Here is a 19,261-nt window from a genome sequence, read left to right as displayed (position 1 = left end):
ACGGTTTTATTCTCATCATTATATTTCATCTTTCAGAATTTTAAGATCATAAAGCAAAGAATTTGGCCCATTGCTATTTTTCTTGTGTTTTATTTTCTATATCAGATAAAAGCAGCCTGTACTTTTACTAATTCTTATTTCGTTCCGGATGACTTTCAGGTTTTAAAGAATGATTTCTATTATTATTGTTTAATCATCATACCTTTGCCGGTAGTTGCACTGTTAAGTTTCAATTATGAAAAGGTAAATTTTAAATTATTTTATAAAATTATTTTTTGGTTTCTTTTTATTATTTTAGGAGTTAATTTTCTGCATAGTACGCTATTTGTAAAACTTAAAAATGGTGGGGGAATATTCAGATCCTATTATATTTTAACAGGACATTATGGATTAAGCTTAGTATTGATCGGACTGTACAATTTTTTGTTTTTAAAAAATAAAAACTATGTGTATTTATTAGGGATCCTGCTTGGACTATTTCCAATGTTTATGTCTGCTGCAAGGAGCCCTATTTTGGCATTTGCAATTATTCTTTTACTATTTATCATACTTAAAAAAAGCAGACGATATTGGATGTATTTTTGTTTAAGTGTATTAATATCCATTATCGGTCTTCTTATTGTATATAAAAGTGGATTTAAGAATGATATATTATTTTTTAAGAGACTGAATGAAGCTGTTTTTGAAGGCAAGGCTTCGGGAAGATCTCATTTTCTGAATAAAGGGATTGAAGAGTTTACTAATAATCCCTGGTGGGGAGGGAGAATCTTATTTGAAGATGGAATGTATGCCCACAATTTATTTGTTGATATATTGATGTCAACAGGATTAATAGGATTATTTTTGTTTATAGGTTATTATAAATTTGTGACAAAGGGTTTTGTGAAAATTCTAAAGAATATTGACAAATACAAAGAAAGCGGTATAATAGCTTTTTTCTTCATGCAGTATTTTGTTTTGACACAAACATCAGGGAGCCTCTATTCATCTTTTGAACTTTGGTATTTTAGTGCAGTTATAATAGGGTTAAGTTATATAAATTTTAAGAATGAAAAAATTAAAAGTAATGACAGTCGTGGGAACGCGACCGGAAATTATTAGACTATCGAGAGTATTATCCGCTTTGGATGCATCCGAAGCCGTTGAACATATCATTGTCCACACCGGACAGAATTATGATTATGAACTTAATCAGATTTTTTTTGAAGATCTGGGCTTAAGAAAACCTGACTTTTTTCTGGAAGCTGCAGGAAAGACAGCCACTGAAACTGTTGGAAATATCCTGATTAAAATAGATCCGCTCCTTGAGGAACAGCAGCCGGATGCATTTTTAGTACTGGGAGATACCAATTCATGTCTGTGTGCCATTCCTGCCAAGAAAAGACAGATTCCTATTTTCCATATGGAAGCAGGAAACAGATGTTTCGATCAGCGTGTGCCGGAAGAAACCAATCGTAAAATCGTAGACCATACGTCAGACGTTAATTTAACATATTCAGATATCGCCCGTGAATATCTTTTAAGAGAAGGTCTTCCGGCAGACAGAATTATCAAGACAGGTTCTCCGATGTTTGAAGTTTTAAATCATTATCTTCCTGAGATCGAAAGTTCTGACGTTCTTTCAAGACTTAATCTGGAAGAAGGAAAATATTTCGTGGTTTCATCACACAGAGAAGAAAATATCAATTCGGAAAAGAACTTCAGAGGTTTAATAGACAGTCTGAATGCAATCGCTGAAAAATTCAATTATCCTATCATCGTTTCTACTCATCCGAGAACCAGAAATATGATTGATAAAATGAAGCTGGAAGTAAGACCGGAAATACAGTTTTTAAAACCACTTGGTTTTCATGATTATAATGCCCTTCAGATGAGAAGTTATGCCGTTCTTTCTGATTCAGGAACAATCTCTGAAGAGTCTTCAATATTGAATTTCAGAGCACTCAATATCAGAGATGCCCATGAGAGACCGGAGGCTATGGAAGAAGCATCAGTAATGATGGTAGGGATGTCACCTGAAAGAATTCTTCAGGGACTGGTACAGCTTGAAGAGCAGAAAATAGGAGCAGAAAGGAACTACAGACAGGTTACCGATTATTCGATGCCTAATGTTTCGCAGAAAGTGGTCAGAATAATTTTAAGTTACACCGACTATATCAACAGAGTAGTTTGGAGAAAGAGCTAAGGAATGAATATACTTTTTCTTACGTTAGCGAAAATAAATACATTACAGGAACGCGGTATTTATCATGATCTGATGAGGGAGTTTTCCGATCATCAGCATCACGTATATATTGTATCTCCTGTAGAAAGGCGCGAAAACCAGAAAACAACATTAAAAAAAGAAGGCAATGCCGTTTTTTTAAATGTGAAGACCTTAAATATCCAGAAAACTAATTTTATAGAAAAAGGAATTTCCACTCTGACTATAGAAAAATTATTTTTACGGGCAGTAAAAAAACACTTTTCTGAGGTGAAGTTTGATCTGGTTATTTATTCCACACCACCTATCACATTTACGGGGGTTATAAAATACATCAAAAAGAGAGATAATGCCAAAGCTTATCTGTTGCTGAAAGATATTTTCCCACAAAATGCAGTAGATATGAAACTGATGTCTGATAAGAGCGTTTTGTACAAATATTTCAGGAAAAAAGAAAAAGAGCTGTATAAGGTTTCAGATAAAATAGGTTGTATGTCTCAAGCCAATGTGCAGTTTGTGCTGAATCACAATTCATATATTTCAAAGGAAAAGGTGGAGATTAATGCGAATTCTATTCGCCTGCAGCCCTCCAAAACTCCTTCTGATCAGGAGAAAATTGCGTTAAGAACGAAATACGGAATTCCGACAGATAAAAAAGTCTTTATCTATGGCGGGAACCTTGGGAAGCCTCAGGGGATAGATTTTCTGATAGAAACATTAAAAGCAAAATCAGAAGATGACAATGTATTCTTCGTGATAGCCGGTTCAGGAACAGAGTACGATAAGATCAAAGGCTGGTTTGATACTTTTAAACCTAAAAATGCTTTATTGCTTTCTGCCGTTCCCAAAGCAGATTACGATTTGCTGGTACGGGCTTGTGATATAGGTTTGATTTTCTTACATAAAGATTTTACAATCCCGAATTATCCCTCAAGACTGCTCTCGTATCTTGAGTTCAGAATGCCGGTTCTTGCAGCCACAGATCCTAATACAGATGTTGGAACTGATATTGTGAAAAATTGCTGCGGAATGTCAGTTTATTCAGGAGATTTGCCGGCAATGATCGATGCAGTGGATACTATGATCAATATGGATGGTACTGAATTTGAAGCAATGAGTAGGAATGGTTTTGAATTTCTGGAAAGAGAATTTCAGGTAAGCAGATCATATCACAAAATAATAGAATCCTAATGACAAGTAAAAAAAAGATTATTCTAATAATGTTCCTGTTTTTCTGCAGTATGATATACGCACAAAAACCGGTCGTTTACTATTCTCAGTATGCACAGAAATCTCAAAAAGATCATGCTGCTTCACTGACTAAGTTTCTCCAGGATGTTTCTAAAAAAAATGCTGTTGGGGTAATTGACGGATATACTATTGGATTCGATAAAGAAGTTAGTATTAAAAATCTGAATAATGTAGAATTATCTTTTAAAAACTCTGTTTTATATTCAAATAAGAGATTTTCAGGATTCTTTTTAAACTTTGTAAACTCTAATAATATTGTTATTGATGGGATTAATGTTGAAATGTACCGGACAGCTTTGCCGGTGTATATAGAAAAGGACTATCCCAATATTTACAATAGTGCATTGGGGTTTAAAGGATGTCAGAATATAGAAATTAAAAATTCTAAATTTTTAAACTTATACAACCGCTCGGTTCAGGTTACAGAAAGCTCTGGAAAGATATCCGTTCACGATAATATCTTCAGTTCAAAAAAACAGAATCAGAAATATTTAATCGAACATGTTGTAATAGGTTCGAGCCCTAATGGAGCGGTATCGATTATCAAAAATAAATTTGAAAACGAATCGTATGATAACCCTGATTTTGGAATTTCTGCAATTTCCGGTTATGGACTTGGAAAAATTAATGGAAAAGTTGATATAATAGATAATTACATAAATAATGCCGGAAGAAGTAATGCGGGTCTTCATCGTCTTTTCGCTATCGATTTCTATGATGACTGTGATAATATTACGGTAAAGGGAAATACAATCAGTAATGTGATGTGGGGTGCTGTGAGATTTAATGGGAGTTCAGAAAATACTGTAATTGCAGATAATATTATTACCATAAAAAATCCGGATGATTCATCTTCAATAACTAGCTCTACCACTGCAGGCAACCGGAATTTCAGAAATATCAGTATTAGTAATAACACCATTACTGCGATATCCGGTCTTAATTCTGCTATTATGCTTCAAAATCAGTTTGAGAACGTAAAAACAGAAAATATATTAATTAAAAATAATAAAATAAACAATTCTTATAATAATATCTCACTTATTGGTTATTTCGATGATGTATCTATCTCTCAAAATATTATTAAAGGAACCAAAGCTGCGGTAGGAATCTCTTTTATGCTGAAAAATAAATATGGAAACAAACAAATATATATCAATGATAATATCATCCATACTTTTAATACGGGGATTTCTTTGAATTCGATGGATAATAAAGCTAATAATAATGACTTTACTATCAGAAATAATGAAGTAAATACTACCAATAAATCTTTTAAAGGTTATGGTATCATTGTAAATCTTGGAATGAAAGGGAAGATTGATATTGAACAGAACAATATTTTTAATTTTGCGACTGGACTTTATTTAAGAGAAAATACAGTAAATATGAAACTGAATAAATTTGATGGAAATGCCAGGAATCTGTCTAAAGATTAATTCAACTGTATAATGATTTGTAATTTTAACATATAATAGGAATTCATGAGTTATCAGGAGAAAAAAGTAAAATATAGAATTTTAAACACATTTAAATTTTCATAAGCCGATGTATAAATCATTTATAAAAAGATTTTTAGATATAATTTTGGCTTTATCAGTCATTCTGTTTCTGTTTCCTGTGTTTGTAATCATTTATATATTAGTGAAAATTGATAGTCCGGGGAAGTTTTTCTTTTTTCAGGAGAGGCTGGGGTATCAAGGAAAGGTATTCAAAATATATAAGGTGAGAACCATGTATGATAAAGAAAGGGTAGCAGACAGGGAAATAATGAAAAATGATGCGGAAGTTACTAAAATAGGTTTTTATTTAAGACGTTTTAAAATTGATGAACTTCCTCAGATCATTAATGTTTTTAATGGAGATATGTCTTTGGTAGGGCCGCGTCCCTGTCTGCCAAGACAGCTCGCTGAATTTAATGAAGACGGTAAAAAAAGGATAGAAGTTGTACCGGGACTTACAGGTCTTTCTCAGGTAAACGGAAATATCCACCTTACATGGGAAGAAAGATGGAAATATGATAGAGAATATGTAGAGAATCAAAGCTTTATATTAGATACGAAAATTATTCTTAAGACGTTTCTGATACTGCTTAACGGAGAAGATAAATATATAAAACATCCTAATGTATAAAATATTAGTAATTGGAGCTGTCAATTCCACAGTACAGATTATTCAGAAACTGGTAGAGCATGATTTGGAAGTTGTCGGAGTTCTGGGGCACGAGCCCAAAGATAAAGACAGAGTTTCCGGTTGGGCAGATTTGTCTGTGCTTTCAAAAGAACTTCACATTGGTTACAAAGGATTTACCAGGATCAATGATGAAGAAAATCTAAATTGGGCTAAAGAAAAACAACCGGACATTATCTTTGCTGTAGGCTTTTCACAGCTGTTACACGACCAATGGTTCTCAGTTTCGAAACTGGGTTGTATAGGATTTCATCCTACAAGACTGCCACTTGGAAGAGGAAGAGCCCCTTTAGCCTGGGTAACATTGGAACAAACTTATGGGTCAGCTACTTTCTTTCTTATGGGGAAAGGGGCAGATGACGGTCCGGTTTTTACACAGTCTATTTTTGAAGTAGATGAGAATGATGATGCATCTGATGTGGAAATCAAAATATTGAAGAATATTGATTTGGCGTTAGACCAATGGCTTCCGGAACTTAAAAAAGGATTTTGGAACCCGATACCACAATGTGAGCATCTTGCGTCTTACTATGGAATAAGAAAGGAAGAAGACGGACTGATCAACTGGAACAATGGGGCACACTATATCAATCGTCTTGTGAAAGCTGTTTCAAAGCCGCATCCGGGCGCTTATACCTACTGTAAAGATGAAAAAATGATTGTATGGTCTTGCCGCCAGGAAAAAGCGATTCAGTTTAAAGGGGTGATAGGAAGAGTCTTGCTTAAAAACGAAGAAGGGCATCTGCTGATACAGACAGGTGAGGGGTTACTTTGGATTGAAGAATATAACTTCAGAGATAATGCTCTTATTCCTATTAATGTAGGGGATAAACTGGGATATAATATTGAAGACGAAATCTATAAAATAAAATCAATTTTAAAAAAACTAAAAGATGAATAGAGTAGTTGTAATAGCCCCTCATGCGGATGATGAAATAATAGGATGTGGGGCTACCATTGCCAGACATATCCAGTCTGGAGATGAGGTTACTGTAGTTATAGCAACAAATGCTTCATTAGGTGCTCCGGAATTGTTTTCACAGGAAATGATAGAAAGCACCAGATCTGAGGCAGTTGCGGCACATCAGTTTTTAGGGGTTAAGGAAACCATCTTCTTGGAATTTCCTGCTCCGGCATTGAATGCTTTTCCTGAGTTTAAAATTTCGGTGGAAATTTCAAAAGTATTTCAGAAAATCAAACCTACGCACTTATATCTGCCACATCCTGGAGATATTCATCAGGATCATAAAGCTGTCTACAGAGCTTCTCTGGTGGCAGCAAGACCTCAGGGTGAAGATAAAGTACTGAATATATACTGCTATGAAACTCTTTCTGAAACAGAATGGACACCAATGCAGGAAAAAGCCTTCGTACCAAATCATTTCGTAAATGTTACGGATGTTTTTGCAAAAAAGACAGAAGCAATGAAGTTTTTTGGATCTCAGATAAAAAAGTTTCCACATTCCCGTTCTATAGAGGCTTTTGAAGCATTAGCCATGTATAGGGGAGCTACCGTCGGAGTAGAAAGAGCGGAAGCTTTTGTTGTGGAACGTCAGTTGATCCCTTAAACATAAAATAAAAAAATAATATAGTTTCTGTATCATACGAAAATGTTTTCAGACATCAGATTCTTAATTTTATAAAACAACGGCAGCCCGTTAAAAGAAATATTAAATATGAAAAAAATAGCAATTATTGGAGCAGGAGGATTTGGACGTGAAGTAAAAATGTTAATCGATCATATTAACCAAAAAGAAAGACAATTTGAATTGGTAGGTTTTTATGATGATAAACATTATGATCATCCTATCAATGGAATTCCTTATTTAGGAAAAATTGAAAACATTAATGAAGGATCTGAACCTCTATGTATTGCGGTTGCCATAGGAGATCCGAAAACGAAGAAAAAAATTATCGAAAGTATTACTAGTCCTACTATTGAATTTCCCAATCTGATTCATCCATCTGTAATTATCGGTCAGGATAATGTTAAATTTGGAAAAGGAAACATTATCTGTGCAGGGGTTATCATTACGATAGATATTGAAATTGAAGATTTTGTCATCCTTAATCTTTCCTGTACTGTAGGACATGATACAAAAATAAAAAAGTACAGTTCATTTATGCCGACGGTAAATATTTCGGGAGAAGTGATAATCAATGAAGCTGTATATGTCGGTACTGGTGCAAAAATTATCAATCTTCTTGAAATAGGAGAGAATACAATAGTTGGAGCAGGTGCGGTTGTTTACAAAAGCCTTCCTGCCAACTGTACCGCAGTTGGAATTCCAGCAAAACCAATAAAATTCAATGATTAATATGGAAAATAAAATATGGCTTTCCTCTCCCCACATGGGCGGAAACGAACTAAAATATATCAACGAAGCTTTCGCAGAAAACTGGGTAGCTCCTTTGGGACCAAACGTAAACGGATTTGAAAATGATCTGGAGCAGTTTTTAGGAAATAATGTAAAAGCAGCTGCACTTTCAGCAGGAACGGCTGCCCTTCACTTAGCCCTTATAGAATGCGGAGTACAGTATGGAGATGAGGTGATCTGTCAGTCCATGACGTTTTCAGCTTCAGCAAATCCTATTGCATACTGTGGTGCATTACCCGTATTCATAGACAGTGAATCCGATACATGGAATATGTGCCCCAAAGCCCTGAAAGAAGCAATAGAAGACAGAATAAAAAAGGGTAAAAAACCTAAGGCCATCATTGTAGTACATCTTTACGGAATGCCTGCAAAAATGGACGAAATTATAGCCATAGCAGAAGAATATCAGATTCCGGTTATTGAAGATGCCGCAGAAGCTTTAGGCTCTTCTTATAAAGGAAGAGGCTGTGGAACCTTTGGTCGTTTCGGAATTTTAAGTTTTAACGGTAATAAAATTATTACGACTTCCGGAGGGGGTGCCTTAGTATGTCGCACCCAGGAAGATAAAGATAAAATAGTCTTTTTATCCACACAGGCAAGAGACAATGCCCCCCATTACCAGCATTCGCATATTGGTTTCAATTACAGAATGAGTAATATCGTAGCCGGAATCGGACGTGGTCAGATGGAAGTTCTTAAAGACAGAGTAGCAGCACGCAGAGCCATGCATGACTTCTATGTAAAGATCTTCAAAGATATAGACGGGGTAAGCGTATTTTCCGAGCCCGCTGATGATTATTATTCCAATCACTGGCTTTCTGCCATCATCGTAGATCCCGAAATTACCGGGAAAGACAGAGAAAGTCTCAGACTTACTTTTCTGGAAGATAATATAGAATCAAGACCTTTGTGGAAACCTATGCATTTACAGCCTGTTTTTGAAAATGCTCCGTACTATGGAACCAACGTTTCGGAGAAACTTTTCGATAACGGACTTTGTTTGCCTTCAGGATCCAATTTGTCAGATGAAGAAAGAGAAAGAATTGCCAGTGTAATTAAGTCTTATTTCGCATCCTAATATTCCAGACCAGCAGATGAGTCAGTATACCTATTGGAAAAACATTTTTGACGGAATATTAGCATTACTCCTGATTGTTTTCCTGATGCCGCTGCTCATCATTTTATTACTTACAGCAGGAATGGATACAGCTTCCGGAGGATTATTTGTCCAAAAAAGAATCGGGCAGTATGGAAAACCGTTTATGATCTATAAGTTCAGAACGATTCATAAAAAGAAAAGAACCTGTTCCCGGATTGGTATGGTGATGAGAAAATTTAAACTGGATGAGCTGCCTCAACTGTTCAATATTGTAAAAGGCAATATGAGCTTTGTAGGTCCAAGACCGGATATAGAGGGATATTATGACAGACTCGAAGGATCAGACAGAAAAGTACTTGAATTGAAACCCGGACTTACATGCGAAGCCAGCATAGAATACAGAAATGAAGAAACCCTGCTGAATAACCAGGACGATCCTTTGAAATATAATGATGAGATTCTTTTTCCTCACAAAGTAAAAATGAATCTGTTGTATCTGGAGAACAGGTCGTTCAAAACGGATATGAAAATTTTGTGGAAAACATTAGTAACCATTTTAAATTAAAAAACTGACCAAAGCTTCTTAAACTATTGAAACATGAAAATAAAAGAAACCCCGCTTAAGGATTGTTATATCATAGAACCCACTATATTCGAAGACGAGAGAGGTTATTTTTTTGAGAAATTTAATGAGAAAAAATTTGAAGAACTGACGGGGATGAACGGACACTTTGTTCAGGATAATATCTCAAAATCCTCCTATGGCGTACTCAGAGGGCTTCACCTGCAGAAAGGCGAGCATGCTCAGGCAAAACTGGTTTCCTGCCTGGAAGGAAAAGTTTGGGATGTGGCAGTAGATCTCAGAGAAGATTCTCCAACATTCGGAAAATGGTTCGGAATAGAGCTTACAGCAGAGAATAAAATACAGATGTATGTTCCCAGAGGATTCGGTCACGGATTCTCCGTGCTGAGTGAAACAGCCGTTTTTTCTTATAAATGTGACAATTTTTACAGTAAAGAATCGGAAGGGAGCGTAAAATTCAACGATCCGGATCTGATGATAGATTGGAAGATTACTGAAAAAGATATGATACTTTCTGAAAAAGATGTGAATGCACCCGGTTTCGGAGAGAAAAACTTTTAAATAAAACCTTGAAAACCACTTTGCTAAAGTGGTTTTTATTTTTTGGTCACTACTCTTTTATTATTTTGTATCTTTGCACACTCAAAATCAAAACGATGCGCACAAAATCTGTAGGGAAGAAGAAAATCAATGTGGTTACACTTGGATGCTCCAAGAATGTATATGATTCTGAAGTATTAATGAGCCAGCTGAAAGCTAATGGAAAAGAAGTGGTTCATGAAGGCCGCGGAGATATCGTAGTGATCAACACATGTGGATTTATTGATAATGCTAAAGAAGAATCCATTAATACAATTCTGGATTATGTAGAAGCAAAAAACAGAGGTGAAGTCGAAAAAGTTTTTGTTACTGGCTGTCTTTCAGAAAGATATAAGCCGGATCTTGTTAAGGAAATTCCGGATGTAGATCAGTACTTTGGAACCAGAGATCTTCCGATCCTGCTCAAGCATTTGGGTGCGGATTACAAGCATGAGCTGGTAGGAGAAAGACTGACTACAACCCCTAAGCATTACGCATACCTTAAGATTTCGGAAGGCTGTGACAGGCCGTGCTCTTTCTGTGCTATTCCTTTAATGAGAGGAGGACACATTTCTACTCCTATTGAAAAATTGGTTTTGGAAACTCAGAAACTGGCGAAAAAGGGAACTAAGGAAATTATTCTTATCGCACAGGATCTTACATATTATGGTCTTGATCTTTATAAAAAACGTGCCCTTGGAGAACTCTTAAAAGAATTGGTGAAAGTGGAAGGGATCGAATGGATTCGTCTTCATTATGCTTTCCCTAGCGGTTTTCCTGAAGATGTTCTGGATATCATCCGTGAAGAACCTAAAGTTTGTAATTATATAGATATCCCTCTTCAGCATATCAATTCCGACCTGTTGAAATCTATGAAGCGTGGAACAACGCATGAAAAGACGAACGCTTTATTAGCCAAATTCAGAGAAAAAGTTCCGGATATGGCGGTGAGAACTACTTTGATCGTAGGATACCCGGGAGAAACAGAAGAAAGATTCCAGGAGCTGAAAGATTGGGTAAGAGAGCAGAAATTTGACAGATTAGGCTGTTTCACCTATTCTCACGAAGAAAATACAGGCGCTTATGTACTGGAAGATGATGTGCCGCAGGAAGTGAAAGAAGCAAGAGTGGAAGAGATTATGGAGATTCAGTCGCAGATTTCGTGGGAGAAGAATCAGGAGAAGATTGGGAAGACTTTCAGATGTATATTCGACAGAAAAGAAGGAAACTATTTCATTGGAAGAACAGAGTATGATTCCCCCGATGTAGACAATACAGTGCTGGTTTCAGCAGATGAAACTTACATATCTATCGGAGAGTTTGCAGAGGTTAAAATAACGTCTGCAGAAGAATTTGACTTGTACGGAGAATTGATCTGATAACTTGTAAGTTACATCGGTCATAGCTATTTTGTTTTTTTCACAAATAATTAAAAATATTAATAAAATTTAACACTAATTATACAATCGCTTAATTATAGATCATGTTGATTTTCAATAGGTTATTATTTTGTTATATAAAACTATTTTATTTTTTTTATATAATGTGAATAAATTTGAAAATTATGTCTTAAATTTGCGCAATAAGCAATGTTTTAAAATCAAATGCTTCAAGCAGTTGCCTGATTATAAAAGCTGAACACAAACAGCCTGAATGATAAGCACAAGTTGAGATGCATCTTCCATTTGGAAATATTGATGGAAAATAATGTAATTTAAATCTTTAAAAACTTATGAAAAAATTTTTATTAACAGCGACGATGCTCGTTGGCCTTTCGGCAGTTTCCAAGGCTCAGCAGGGACGTGTAGGGATTAACACGACTACACCTTCCTCAACGTTAGACGTAGTAGCCAATACTACCGATAATGCCAGACCTGATGCCTTACTAGTCCCTCGTATGACAGCAGCGGAATTAACATCTAAAGATGATACCTCTGGTACTTATGGTGCTCCTCAGAACGGTGCCCTTGTTTACATTACTTCTGGAACCGGCTCTGGTGCTAGAAAAGCTAAAATTACCGGAGCAGGATTCTACTACTTTGATAATACCGTTCCTGAATGGAAGCCTTTTGGAGGTGGTGGTAGTACTCCTAATGCAGTTACACCGGTTAGAACCTCAGCTACTGGAGCAGATTTATCTGCAGCCGATTTAGATGGTTATGTATTCCTTACTACTAATGCAGACTTATCTACAATACCTGTAAGTGCAGCGGTTAAAGGTAGAAGTATTACTCTCGTTAAAGTTGGAGGTGGAACACTTACAGTAAATGGAGTAAGTGCAGCTTCAGTTAATTCAATGACAGTTAATGGTAGAGGGCTTGGTTTTGTATATGATGGTACAGCTTGGCAATCATATTCAGCACAATAATTAATTTTTAATTTTTAGACACACTTAGTTATGAATAAAAAAATTTTATTAGCTCTTGCCTCTACATTGGCAATGCTTCAATATACGAATGCGCAGGTTAGAACCAATGGTTTTGCCAGCGGAAACATACAAGGACAAGGTGCTTTTTTAGATGCATCAGGCAGTAGTGGAGGATTTAGTGATAGTGCAAATGATGGTAAAGGAATCGTTTTTCCTAGAACCAACTTAACTACCTTCACATTTGTCACTCCTGTTACTGACGAGGATAACTTTCCAACTGCTTACGATGGTATGATTGTTTATAATAATGGTACAGGGAATACAAGTTCAGGAATTACCACAAGTGTAACTCCGGGATACTACTATTTCTCAAACCCAACAGGGGGTGTTGCGAATTCATTTGCAACTTCTACAGGTAGATGGGTACCACTTTCAACTTCTCCTAAAGTAACTATTGGAACTGCTGAAACAGCTACAAATACCCTTATCAATACAGGAGTAGGCGTTGATAAACAACTTTTTGCTAAAAAAGGAACTTTCACCGCTACAGGTACTTCAACTGCAGTAGATATTCCTGCTCCTACAGGGATGACTACTTTATATGGTATTACAATTTATAAAGCAGGTACAAACACTGTTTACGACAGAAGTTTATACTCTTATACTGTAGCTACCAGTGCAGGAAATGCAATTACAGGTTCACCAAGCATGTCAGTTGTTTACCCTTCGGGAACATATGACTATGTAATAGAATACTTAAAATAAGATTTAACCCTTATATACTGTATAAAATATAAAACCAATGAGCAATCATTGGTTTTTTGTTTTAAAGAGAGCCATAGATGTTCTTTGAATTTAAAGGGAGATAAACCAGTTTTTACGAGGACCAGGAAAATGGTTTTATCTTTCAAACTCTGGTAAAAAAGCAGCTTTATTCAAGAGTTCGATTTGGGTTGTCTTGTATACTATATATAAGGTATCAGAATGAAACGTTTTTAGGTTACCTGCTAAGAATTAATATTTCTCTCTGAATCTTGCCGTCTGATCCCGGTGTTATTTTACACAGAATAATAGTTTATAGTTGATTAGAAAACTCATTTGGTATCCAATTTGTTACTATTAATAGAGAACATTGAAAAAACAGATCTGGAAATGGGAGTTTAATTAAATGATTTTTACAGAAAAATTCATGAAGCTGTTAAAAACCATTGTTAAAATAAGGGGTACTGATTGCAGTATACAGCCTTAAAAGACTTCTGTCAAGTGATTCTGCATATCAAGGTTCTTAAAACTTTTAGATTTTAAAATCATTGAAGTGATTTTATTCAATTTTTATAATTTATGTAAAATGTTGATTATCAGTCATTTTTAGTTTTTGAATTTTGAATTTTTTCGATAATAAGTTAATTATGTTAACTTTTGGCCCGTTTTTTTAACGTTTTTTAACAGTGTAGTCTAAAACCCCTGTTAATAGGAACTTACAGGCTTTGTTAACATATAATTTTGTTTTCGTTAACGGTTTTTAACATATGGAGTAGGGACTTTACAACATTCCTTATACTTTTGCTCCGTCAAAACCAATAAAATTCAAGATGATGAAAAGATTCATTCTCGTAATCATAATGATGATTTCAACCTTAGGTGTTTATTCTTTTACAGGTAATACCTTAGATGCGAAGAAAACAAGTTATGCATCGTACTACCACGATAAGTTTAATGGTAGAAAAACAGCAAGCGGAGAGATTTTTAGTAATTCAAAGTTCACCGCTGCAAACAGAACGCTTCCGTTTGGAACTAATATTAGAGTTACCAATCTGAACAATGGAAAACAGGTGATAGTGAAGATTAATGATAGAGGACCTTTCCATGCATCAAGAGCATTAGATATTTCTAAAGCCGCGTTCGATGAAATCGGAGATATCAGTCATGGTACTATTCCGGTTGAATATGAAATTGTCGACTAAATTTATGATTTAAATTTAAAAAAGCCAGCTGATTCAGCTGGCTTTTTACTTTTGTACTCCTTTCTATATATTGAATTCCAATAAAGCAGGACAGTGGTCGGAATGAACGGCCTCCTTTAATATCACTGCTCTTGAGAGCTTATCTTTAAGCGTGTAAGTGGCAAAATTGTAATCCAGTCTCCAGCCTTTATTCTTTGCCCTCGAATTCTGTCTGTAGCTCCACCACGTATAATTATCCGGTTCGCTATTAAAAAAACGGAAACTGTCGATCAGCTCACATTCTTCGATAAAGCTGGTCATCCATTCTCTTTCCATCGGTAAGAAGCCGGAAACGTTCTTTAAACGAATCGGATCGTGAATATCGATCGCCTGGTGACAGATATTAAAATCTCCCGAAATAATAAGGTTAGGGATCGTTTTGCGCAGCTCCTTTATATAAGTAAGGAAATCATGGCAGAACTGCATTTTGAATTCCAGCCTTTCAATATTACTTGCGGAAGGTACATAGACTGAAATCACAGAGTAGCTGTCAAAATCCGCACGGATGATCCTGCCTTCATTATCATAGCTTTCTATACCACATCCGTATTCCACATGACTCGGTTTGATTTTAGACGCAATTCCGACGCCGCTGTAGCCTTTTCTTACTGCGGAATGCCAATAACTGTGATAACCGATTTTTTCAAGGCTTTCGATATCGATCTGATCGTTTCCCGCTTTGCTTTCCTGAATGCAGACGATGTCCGGATCAGCAGTCTTCAGCCAGCCTAAGAAATCTTTCGTAAAGGCAGCCCTGATTCCGTTGACATTATAGGTGATTAACTTCATGAGTTTGTTATAAAAAATTTAAAGTTTTCGTTGTATTTTGATGGAATAAATTCAATGATTTCATAATCTGCTACCTGATGAATATAAAAAGGATCTTTGCTGATGATTTCTTCAACTTCATTCTTAGAACCGGCATTGGCAAGAATTATTCCTCCGTTCCTCGGTTCTTTTCTTCCTGAAGCAATAAAATGCCCGGCAGTGTAGTGTTGGTCTAGAAAATCATTGTGTTCTGGAATGAAATGTTCTACATCTTCAAGTGAAGTTTTGTACGTCAGCGAAATAATAAACATTGTTTTTTTGCTAAGATAGAAACTCTTTAAGATTATTGAAAGAGCTGTAAAAAAGAAGCGGCAAAAATCATTCGATTTTTGCCGCCTTAAACCCAAAATTTTAAATAAACTATGAAAAAAACTACTTGGGTTCTAAAATGCTGATAGGAATGATACATTCCTCCAATGAGATTCCACCGTGCTGGTAGGTTTCTTTATAGTAATTTACAAAATGATTGTAATTCTTAGGATAAGCCAGGAAAATATTGTTTTTAGCAAAAATATATTTTGAACTTAAATTTCCTTTAGGCAGGAACAGTTTTTCAGGATTGGTGATGGCCCACACATCGCTGTCGTCGTAGGTTAAGCTTTTTCCTGTTTTATAACGGATATTCGTTGATGTTTCACGGTCACCCACTACCTTACTAGGTCTTTTTACGTACACCGTTCCGTGGTCTGTAGTGATCACAAGTTTGTATCCGCTTTCTGCTGCTAACTTAATGATTTTTAAAATCGATGAATTTTCAAACCAGTTATAGGTAAGAGATCTGAACGTTTTATCATCACGGATCAGCTGATCTACAATATGATTATCCGTCTTAGCATGTGAAAGGATATCGATAAAGTTGTAAACAATGACCAATAGATCGTTGTTCTTGTGCTGGTTGAAATCATCATAAATCTTACGCTCAAAATCTGCATTCAAAACTTTTAGATATTTCATTGATTTAGATCCCAGACCGATTCTCTTCATCTGGTCATCCAGGAAGTCACGCTCAAATTCATTTTTATTTCCCTCTTCATTATCATTGAACCATTTTTCCGGGAAACGTTTCTCGATCTCAGACGGCATAAGGCCTGCAAAGAAGGAGTTTCTTGCGTACTGGGTAGCCGTAGGAAGAATACTGTAATAATAATCTTCCGAAACTTTATTGTAATATTTTGTAAATAAAGGTTCGATCACTTTCCACTGGTCATAACGGAGGTTATCCACCATCAGAAGAAGAACTTTTTCTTTTTCTACTTCAGTTTTGATTTTTTCTTTGAAAAGCGTGTGGCTCATCATCGGTTTGTCGGAATCCGTAAGCCAGCCTTCATAATTTTTTTCAATGAATTTAGCGAACTGAATATTGGCTTCTTCTTTCTGCGACTGCAATAGATCTGCAAATTCATTATCTGCTACCTTATCAAACTTAATTTCCCAGCTTAATATCTTCTTATAATATTCTGCCCATTCCTGATAGGTTCTCAGATAAGAAAGCTCCATAGATAGGTTTCTGAATTCCTGCTGGTACTGAAGAATTGTTTTTTGCTCCACAAGATTGTCCTCCTGCAGATTCTTTTTTAGTGATAGTAAAATCTGGTTAGGATTTACAGGCTTAAGAATGTAATCAGCGATCTGAGATCCGATGGCTTCTTCCATAATATGTTCCTCCTCACTTTTTGTGACCATCACGATCTTTAAAGAGTTGTCTTTCTCCTTAATCATGGGAATGGCTTCCAGTCCCGAAATGCCGGGCATATTTTCATCAATAAGCGTTAACGCGAACTTTTCTGAATCCATTAATTCCAGAGCTTCGTTCACGTTATTAACAGGGGTTACATGATAACCTTTTTTTTCTAAAAATACGATATGGGGTTTGAGTAAATCTATTTCATCATCTATCCATAATATCTTTTCCGACATAATTTAATTTTTTACATGGTTATTGTATCAAAATGTTGACCAATTCCTTTTAAATTCTCACAAATTAGAGAGAATAATAGTTAAATATTAGTTAAATGAAAATCCGGTGAATCATTACTTCTATTTAATCTATTTAAAAACCGGTCTTTATATATTCTAAAGCTCTTTCCAGAACTTCGTCTTTTCCTTCCTGTACGCCTTTTACCGTAGGTTTTACCACAATATCAGGAATGATTCCTATCCTCTGGGTCTCCCTTCCATCCGGATAATAGGCACCCAATCCTGTAAAGCAGGTATCCAGATCCGCAATTTTAAACCTGATGATGTCACCATTGGCCCCTGACGTGTTGCTGCCAATGACTTTTGCTTTCGGATGCTGCTTAAACATCATAGTGGTAGTCTCTGCCTGACTCTGCGTATTCTCATCTGCCAAAACCACTACGTTTCCTTTATAGTAGTCCGGGTTCTTTCTGCCGATGGTGTTTTTTGCGCTATAAAATTTACTCAAATAATCGGTCTCCGGAAAATTAAATTGATAATAAATTGATTTTTCCGGCAGAATCATCCTGCTTAAAGGAAAGATCGTCTGTTTGGGATAATTTCTCAGATCAAAAATAATGGAATTTGCAGATTTTAGTTCCCTGTACATATCGTCCAGATCACTCTTTTCAATGATCCCCATATTCACATACCCTGTCTTTTGCTCTGCATCCAGAAACTTCCATTTTTGGATAGCTGCTGGTTTTTCCCAGACGATATCTTTGAGAAGATAGGTTGGAGTTGTCAAACTCAGATTCTGGCCGTTCCGTTCAATTTTAATCGTAATAGAATCATTATTGCTGAAAAGAAAAAGGCTTTTTACTTTTGTAATTTTCCCCCAGGAATTGGAGGCAGGAACATATTTTCCAAAACTGTTCACCATTTGCGGGATGGTCCGGCCATTCAGATCATAAATGACATCGCCCTTTTTCAGAGGAATTTCTTCGTTGAATTTATTGGGAAGAATCTTGGTTACCACCAGTTTTCCTTCCGCATATGTATATTCTACAGGAACTTTTCTTCTCCCATACTGATGGGCATTGATTAAAGGGGAATACAGGAAAGCATGGGAGTCATCCACTTTGGTCACCAGTTCAGCGAGCGTAAGATGATAGCTTTCGTCAGTATTGACATTGAGAAATTTCGGGATCATCTCGGTTAAGACATCATTCCAGTTCTGATCAGTCTGATACTTATAAGGAAAAAAATACTCTACCAGATTCCAGTATCTGAAAAGTTCCAACAGGCTCGTCTGTTTGGTCGTAAATTTTGAACCGTATGAATTCTCATTTTTGAAATAAACCTTTTTTCCGCCATTTCCGATGTAATGATTACTTCCGAGATTTCTGTTGTTTTGAATAAACAAAAGCTGACGACTTACTTTTTCATTGAACAAGTGTTTATCGTTCATCCAGCCCAGATCAAAATTTCTCAGAAAATAAACCTTCTCTTTATTCTCCGTCGAACATTTTTTACATTCATCAACTTTCCCGAGGTTATTGATCCATTTAAAATACAATTCATTCAATTGATCTTTGTTACGGATATGGTCAAGTTCGTCTATCTTTTTTAAAAGCTCCTGATCCCATTCAAAGTCTCCTTTTGCCACATGAGGATGGTAATATTTTAAAAATCCCCAGACTTTACAGAGCGACTCCAGTTTTTGAGTCTCAGATAAAGTTTGTGCAGAAAAGGGGATACTTAAAAAGCATATGATGAAAATGAATAAGCTTTTCATGAAGGGATACTAGTTTATTAAAGCGATCAAAGGTAAATGTAAAACCAATATCACGCAAAGCGTAACATAAGTAAGCTTCATAAAA

The 19,261-nt window shown here is 35.8% G+C and carries 19 protein-coding genes; 15 read left to right on the top strand and 4 right to left on the bottom strand.

Going from position 1 to position 19,261, the window contains the following annotated elements; genetic code table 11:
• The first annotated feature begins 204 nt into the window (after positions 1 to 204).
• The 15 genes from LC419_RS03900 (at position 205) to LC419_RS03830 (ending at position 14,615) form a co-directional block, all read left to right on the top strand.
• Positions 205 to 1,101 carry an O-antigen ligase gene (locus LC419_RS03900; RefSeq protein ID WP_223606114.1) on the top strand — a complete coding sequence of 299 codons (897 nt, stop codon included), beginning with the start codon at positions 205 to 207 and terminating at the stop codon, positions 1,099 to 1,101.
• Entirely contained in the window at positions 1,049 to 2,185 is a 1,137-nt protein-coding gene (gene wecB, locus LC419_RS03895; protein ID WP_223606113.1) for a non-hydrolyzing UDP-N-acetylglucosamine 2-epimerase, read from the top strand. Before LC419_RS03900 ends, wecB begins: the two co-directional genes overlap by 53 nt.
• 3 nt (positions 2,186 to 2,188) lie before the next feature.
• Positions 2,189 to 3,394: a glycosyltransferase family 4 protein gene (locus LC419_RS03890; RefSeq protein ID WP_223606112.1), complete on the top strand. Its 1,206-nt coding sequence runs from the start codon at positions 2,189 to 2,191 to the stop codon at positions 3,392 to 3,394.
• Positions 3,394 to 4,893: a hypothetical protein gene (locus tag LC419_RS03885; protein ID WP_223606111.1), complete on the top strand. Its 1,500-nt coding sequence runs from the start codon at positions 3,394 to 3,396 to the stop codon at positions 4,891 to 4,893. Before LC419_RS03890 ends, LC419_RS03885 begins: the two co-directional genes overlap by 1 nt.
• Before the next feature lie 109 nt (positions 4,894 to 5,002).
• Positions 5,003 to 5,587 carry a sugar transferase gene (locus LC419_RS03880; protein ID WP_223606110.1) on the top strand — a complete coding sequence of 195 codons (585 nt, stop codon included), beginning with the start codon at positions 5,003 to 5,005 and terminating at the stop codon, positions 5,585 to 5,587.
• On the top strand, positions 5,580 to 6,545 hold the full coding sequence (locus LC419_RS03875) for a methionyl-tRNA formyltransferase (RefSeq protein ID WP_223606109.1): 966 nt from the start codon (positions 5,580 to 5,582) through the stop codon (positions 6,543 to 6,545). The genes LC419_RS03880 and LC419_RS03875 overlap by 8 nt, the downstream gene beginning before the upstream one ends.
• On the top strand, positions 6,538 to 7,212 hold the full coding sequence (locus tag LC419_RS03870) for a PIG-L deacetylase family protein (protein WP_223606108.1): 675 nt from the start codon (positions 6,538 to 6,540) through the stop codon (positions 7,210 to 7,212). The genes LC419_RS03875 and LC419_RS03870 overlap by 8 nt, the downstream gene beginning before the upstream one ends.
• Before the next feature lie 108 nt (positions 7,213 to 7,320).
• Positions 7,321 to 7,962, top strand: coding sequence for a NeuD/PglB/VioB family sugar acetyltransferase (locus LC419_RS03865; RefSeq protein WP_223606107.1), 642 nt, complete (start codon positions 7,321 to 7,323; stop codon positions 7,960 to 7,962).
• Between the two features lies 1 nt (position 7,963).
• Positions 7,964 to 9,100: an aminotransferase class I/II-fold pyridoxal phosphate-dependent enzyme gene (locus LC419_RS03860; RefSeq protein ID WP_223606106.1), complete on the top strand. Its 1,137-nt coding sequence runs from the start codon at positions 7,964 to 7,966 to the stop codon at positions 9,098 to 9,100.
• Positions 9,101 to 9,116: 16 nt separating this feature from the next.
• A complete protein-coding gene (locus LC419_RS03855) occupies positions 9,117 to 9,686 on the top strand; it encodes a sugar transferase (protein WP_223606105.1) in 570 nt (189 codons plus the stop codon).
• Positions 9,687 to 9,719: 33 nt separating this feature from the next.
• Positions 9,720 to 10,265 (top strand): dTDP-4-dehydrorhamnose 3,5-epimerase, encoded by a 546-nt coding sequence (gene rfbC / locus LC419_RS03850; protein WP_223606104.1) that lies wholly within the window; start codon positions 9,720 to 9,722, stop codon positions 10,263 to 10,265.
• A 95-nt stretch (positions 10,266 to 10,360) separates the two neighbouring features.
• Positions 10,361 to 11,662 carry a 30S ribosomal protein S12 methylthiotransferase RimO gene (rimO, locus tag LC419_RS03845; RefSeq protein WP_223606103.1) on the top strand — a complete coding sequence of 434 codons (1,302 nt, stop codon included), beginning with the start codon at positions 10,361 to 10,363 and terminating at the stop codon, positions 11,660 to 11,662.
• A gap of 380 nt (positions 11,663 to 12,042) precedes the next feature.
• Entirely contained in the window at positions 12,043 to 12,651 is a 609-nt protein-coding gene (locus LC419_RS03840; RefSeq protein WP_223606102.1) for a hypothetical protein, read from the top strand.
• 30 nt (positions 12,652 to 12,681) lie between these two features.
• Positions 12,682 to 13,416, top strand: coding sequence for a hypothetical protein (locus LC419_RS03835; RefSeq protein WP_223606101.1), 735 nt, complete (start codon positions 12,682 to 12,684; stop codon positions 13,414 to 13,416).
• Positions 13,417 to 14,243: 827 nt separating this feature from the next.
• Positions 14,244 to 14,615 carry a septal ring lytic transglycosylase RlpA family protein gene (locus tag LC419_RS03830; protein WP_034729183.1) on the top strand — a complete coding sequence of 124 codons (372 nt, stop codon included), beginning with the start codon at positions 14,244 to 14,246 and terminating at the stop codon, positions 14,613 to 14,615.
• 63 nt (positions 14,616 to 14,678) lie between these two features.
• On the opposite strand, the gene LC419_RS03825 is transcribed toward LC419_RS03830, so the two are convergent.
• The 4 genes from LC419_RS03825 to LC419_RS03810 form a co-directional block, all read right to left on the bottom strand.
• Complete coding sequence (locus tag LC419_RS03825; RefSeq protein WP_223606100.1) at positions 14,679 to 15,443, bottom strand: exodeoxyribonuclease III; 765 nt, start codon at positions 15,441 to 15,443, stop codon at positions 14,679 to 14,681.
• Entirely contained in the window at positions 15,440 to 15,733 is a 294-nt protein-coding gene (locus LC419_RS03820; protein ID WP_223606099.1) for a YciI family protein, read from the bottom strand. The genes LC419_RS03825 and LC419_RS03820 overlap by 4 nt, the downstream gene beginning before the upstream one ends.
• Before the next feature lie 121 nt (positions 15,734 to 15,854).
• Positions 15,855 to 17,399 carry a bifunctional response regulator/alkaline phosphatase family protein gene (locus tag LC419_RS03815; RefSeq protein WP_223606098.1) on the bottom strand — a complete coding sequence of 515 codons (1,545 nt, stop codon included), beginning with the start codon at positions 17,397 to 17,399 and terminating at the stop codon, positions 15,855 to 15,857.
• Between the two features lie 133 nt (positions 17,400 to 17,532).
• Positions 17,533 to 19,176: a S41 family peptidase gene (locus tag LC419_RS03810; RefSeq protein WP_223606097.1), complete on the bottom strand. Its 1,644-nt coding sequence runs from the start codon at positions 19,174 to 19,176 to the stop codon at positions 17,533 to 17,535.
• Positions 19,177 to 19,261: the final 85 nt, after the last annotated feature.

The sequence above is a fragment of the Chryseobacterium sp. OSA05B genome, from assembly GCF_019970065.1.
GTDB lineage: Bacteria > Bacteroidota > Bacteroidia > Flavobacteriales > Weeksellaceae > Chryseobacterium.
The sequence above is the reverse complement of the archived record's forward strand: the minus strand, read 5'-3'. Positions and strand labels throughout refer to the sequence as shown.

Excerpts from the sequence above, each read along its gene's own strand:
- LC419_RS03860 (WP_223606106.1), top strand. The coding sequence starts at position 7,964 with ATGGAAAATAAAATATGGCTTTCCTCTCCCCACATGGGCGGAAACGAA.
- LC419_RS03820 (WP_223606099.1), bottom strand. The coding sequence starts at position 15,733 with ATGTTTATTATTTCGCTGACGTACAAAACTTCACTTGAAGATGTAGAA.
- LC419_RS03815 (WP_223606098.1), bottom strand. The coding sequence starts at position 17,399 with ATGTCGGAAAAGATATTATGGATAGATGATGAAATAGATTTACTCAAA.
- LC419_RS03880 (WP_223606110.1), top strand. The coding sequence starts at position 5,003 with ATGTATAAATCATTTATAAAAAGATTTTTAGATATAATTTTGGCTTTA.
- LC419_RS03810 (WP_223606097.1), bottom strand. The coding sequence starts at position 19,176 with ATGAAAAGCTTATTCATTTTCATCATATGCTTTTTAAGTATCCCCTTT.
- LC419_RS03865 (WP_223606107.1), top strand. The coding sequence starts at position 7,321 with ATGAAAAAAATAGCAATTATTGGAGCAGGAGGATTTGGACGTGAAGTA.
- LC419_RS03875 (WP_223606109.1), top strand. The coding sequence starts at position 5,580 with ATGTATAAAATATTAGTAATTGGAGCTGTCAATTCCACAGTACAGATT.
- LC419_RS03855 (WP_223606105.1), top strand. The coding sequence starts at position 9,117 with ATGAGTCAGTATACCTATTGGAAAAACATTTTTGACGGAATATTAGCA.
- rfbC (WP_223606104.1), top strand. The coding sequence starts at position 9,720 with ATGAAAATAAAAGAAACCCCGCTTAAGGATTGTTATATCATAGAACCC.
- LC419_RS03830 (WP_034729183.1), top strand. The coding sequence starts at position 14,244 with ATGATGAAAAGATTCATTCTCGTAATCATAATGATGATTTCAACCTTA.
- LC419_RS03885 (WP_223606111.1), top strand. The coding sequence starts at position 3,394 with ATGACAAGTAAAAAAAAGATTATTCTAATAATGTTCCTGTTTTTCTGC.
- rimO (WP_223606103.1), top strand. The coding sequence starts at position 10,361 with ATGCGCACAAAATCTGTAGGGAAGAAGAAAATCAATGTGGTTACACTT.
- LC419_RS03825 (WP_223606100.1), bottom strand. The coding sequence starts at position 15,443 with ATGAAGTTAATCACCTATAATGTCAACGGAATCAGGGCTGCCTTTACG.
- LC419_RS03840 (WP_223606102.1), top strand. The coding sequence starts at position 12,043 with ATGCTCGTTGGCCTTTCGGCAGTTTCCAAGGCTCAGCAGGGACGTGTA.
- LC419_RS03870 (WP_223606108.1), top strand. The coding sequence starts at position 6,538 with ATGAATAGAGTAGTTGTAATAGCCCCTCATGCGGATGATGAAATAATA.
- LC419_RS03835 (WP_223606101.1), top strand. The coding sequence starts at position 12,682 with ATGAATAAAAAAATTTTATTAGCTCTTGCCTCTACATTGGCAATGCTT.
- wecB (WP_223606113.1), top strand. The coding sequence starts at position 1,049 with ATGAAAAAATTAAAAGTAATGACAGTCGTGGGAACGCGACCGGAAATT.
- LC419_RS03890 (WP_223606112.1), top strand. The coding sequence starts at position 2,189 with ATGAATATACTTTTTCTTACGTTAGCGAAAATAAATACATTACAGGAA.